1 protein-coding gene and 2 pseudogenes are annotated in these 2076 nt (G+C 74.6%); 1 reads left to right on the forward strand and 2 read right to left on the reverse strand.

Annotated features, from left to right (window positions below):
• A pseudogene (locus BHU15_RS40655) lies at nucleotides 1-1607 on the forward strand (ATP-binding protein); the annotation flags it as partial.
• A gap of 1 nt (nucleotide 1608) precedes the next feature.
• Here BHU15_RS40655 and BHU15_RS36455 read toward each other — a convergent pair.
• Both BHU15_RS36455 and BHU15_RS40660 read right to left on the reverse strand, forming a co-directional pair.
• On the reverse strand, nucleotides 1609-1809 hold the full coding sequence (locus tag BHU15_RS36455; protein WP_069631009.1) for a hypothetical protein: 201 nt from the start codon (nucleotides 1807-1809) through the stop codon (nucleotides 1609-1611).
• Between the two features lie 57 nt (nucleotides 1810-1866).
• Nucleotides 1867-2076, reverse strand: a pseudogene (locus BHU15_RS40660) (hypothetical protein); the annotation flags it as partial.

Consider the following 2076-nt stretch of genomic DNA (forward strand, 5'->3'; position numbering starts at 1 on the left):
CCGCCGTCTACCGCGCCATCCCGCCGGCCACCAGGACCGCCTTCCACGGCCGCGCCGCCTGGCTCGTCAGCCGCAGCGGCCGGGGCGCCGCCCTCGCCGCCCGGCATCTCCTCGAAGTCCACCCCGACAACGACGCCGAACTGGTCGCGCAGCTCCGCGAGGCCGCCGCCGAACACCTCGCGGTCGGCGCCCCCGACGCCGCCCGGCGTTGTCTCGAACGCGCCCTGCTGGAGCCCCCGTTGCCCCGGGTGCGGGCCGAAGTCCTCTACGAACTGGGCTGCGCGACCCTTCTCTCGTCACCGGCCACCACCGTCGGCCATCTGCGCGACGCGATCAACACCCAGCTCCTCGACGAGAGCATGCGCGTCGACGCCGTCTTCCGGCTCTCCCAGGCACTGACGCACAACGACCAGACCCGGGAAGCCGCCCAGGTCGTCGCCGCCGAGGCGGCCCGCACCGACCCCGGCCCCGCCCAGATGCGCCTCAAGGCCGCGCACTTCCTGTGGGAAGGCGTCCAGGACACCGAGGACGACGGCCGGGCACGCTCCCGCCGTCTGACGCGGACCGCCGCAGGACTCACCGGCCGCGACAACACCGAACGTGTCCTGCTCATGCTGCGCGCCTTCGACGCCACCGCACGCGGCGAGAGCGCCGAGGAGATCGTCCAGATCGCCGAACGCGCCCTGGTCGACGGCGCGCTCGCTCCCGGCACCGGCTGGACCGGCACGTCCTGGGGCTTCGAACCACCTGCCCTGCTCGCGCTGTCCTTCGCCTTCGCCGACCAACTCGACCGCGCCGAGACCCTGTTCGACGAAGGTATGCGGGCCTTCGAGATCTCCGGCTGGAGTGGCGGACATCTCGCCTTCGCCCACACGCTCGTCGGCTACGCCCACCGCAGACGTGGCCGCCTCGCGGACGCGGAGATGTATCTGCGCGAGAGCCTGCGCCTCGCCGACCGGGTCGGCGACCGCCTGCCGATGCACTGGAACGGCATCTGCATGCTCGTCGACACACTCCTCGCCCGCGGCCATGTCGAAGAGGCGCGCGAAGCCGCCGAGCGCTACGCCTTCGCACCGCCGTACGCGTCCTCCCTCGCCATCCCCGACGCGCGATCGGTCCGGGGCAGGCTGCTGCTCGCTCTCGGCCGTACGGAGGAGGCGATCACCGAACTCGAAGCCACGGGGCGGGCGTTGACGCTCCGTGGCAGGCACAACGGGGTGGTGGCGCCCTGGGCGATCGATCTCGCGCGGGCACTCGCCGACGTGAACCCCGAGCGGGCGGCCGAACTCGCCTCGTACGCCCGCGACCGCGCCGAGCGCTTCGGCACGCACACCGCGATCGGTGTCGCGCTGTGCTGCTCCGCCTCCCTGACCGAGGGACCGGCCGCGGTCGGCCTGCTCGCCGAGGCGGTCACCCATCTGGAAGCGTCACCCTGCACGTACGAGCTGGCGGTCGCGCGCGTCGAGTACGGCATCGCCGCACGCTCGGCGCCGGACCTCGGCCGGGGCCGGGTGCTGGCCCGGGAGTGCGGCGCGGACGGACTGGTGGAACGGGCCCGGCAGGCGCTGGACGACCTGCGCACGGCGGGAGCGCCCGGGACGGCGTAGGTCACCGCCAGGACTGAGGACCGCCGCCGCGCCACTCGACCGTGGCGGTGTCGGTCATCCGCTCGGGATCGACACCGGCCCGGCGCAGCAGCTCCGCCACATCGGCGGGCCGGCGCGCGCGGCCGGCGTCATGCCCGTCCACCCAGACCCGCCGGCCACCGCCGCACGGGGGCTGGACCACGACCACCACATGACGCTCCATGGCTCCACTGTGCGTGCTGTCGCCGCCGGCCGCATCCGCGGCGTACCGTGCCCGTCCTCATACCAGCTGGTCCGCCGGCTGCCGCCGTCGCCGGGCGGCGCGCCGTACGAGGAGCAGTGCCGACGCGGCGAGGCACGCGGCGCCGATGAACACGATCGGCAGGAGGTACCCCGACGGTGCGGACGACCGGCCGGCCGGCTCGGAGCGCGTCGCCGCGGCGAGGTGCGCCGACGGAGTCCCCGCCGCCGGGCGTACGGACTCCCCGCC

Source organism: Streptomyces niveus, assembly GCF_001723055.1.
Lineage (GTDB): Bacteria > Actinomycetota > Actinomycetes > Streptomycetales > Streptomycetaceae > Streptomyces > Streptomyces niveus.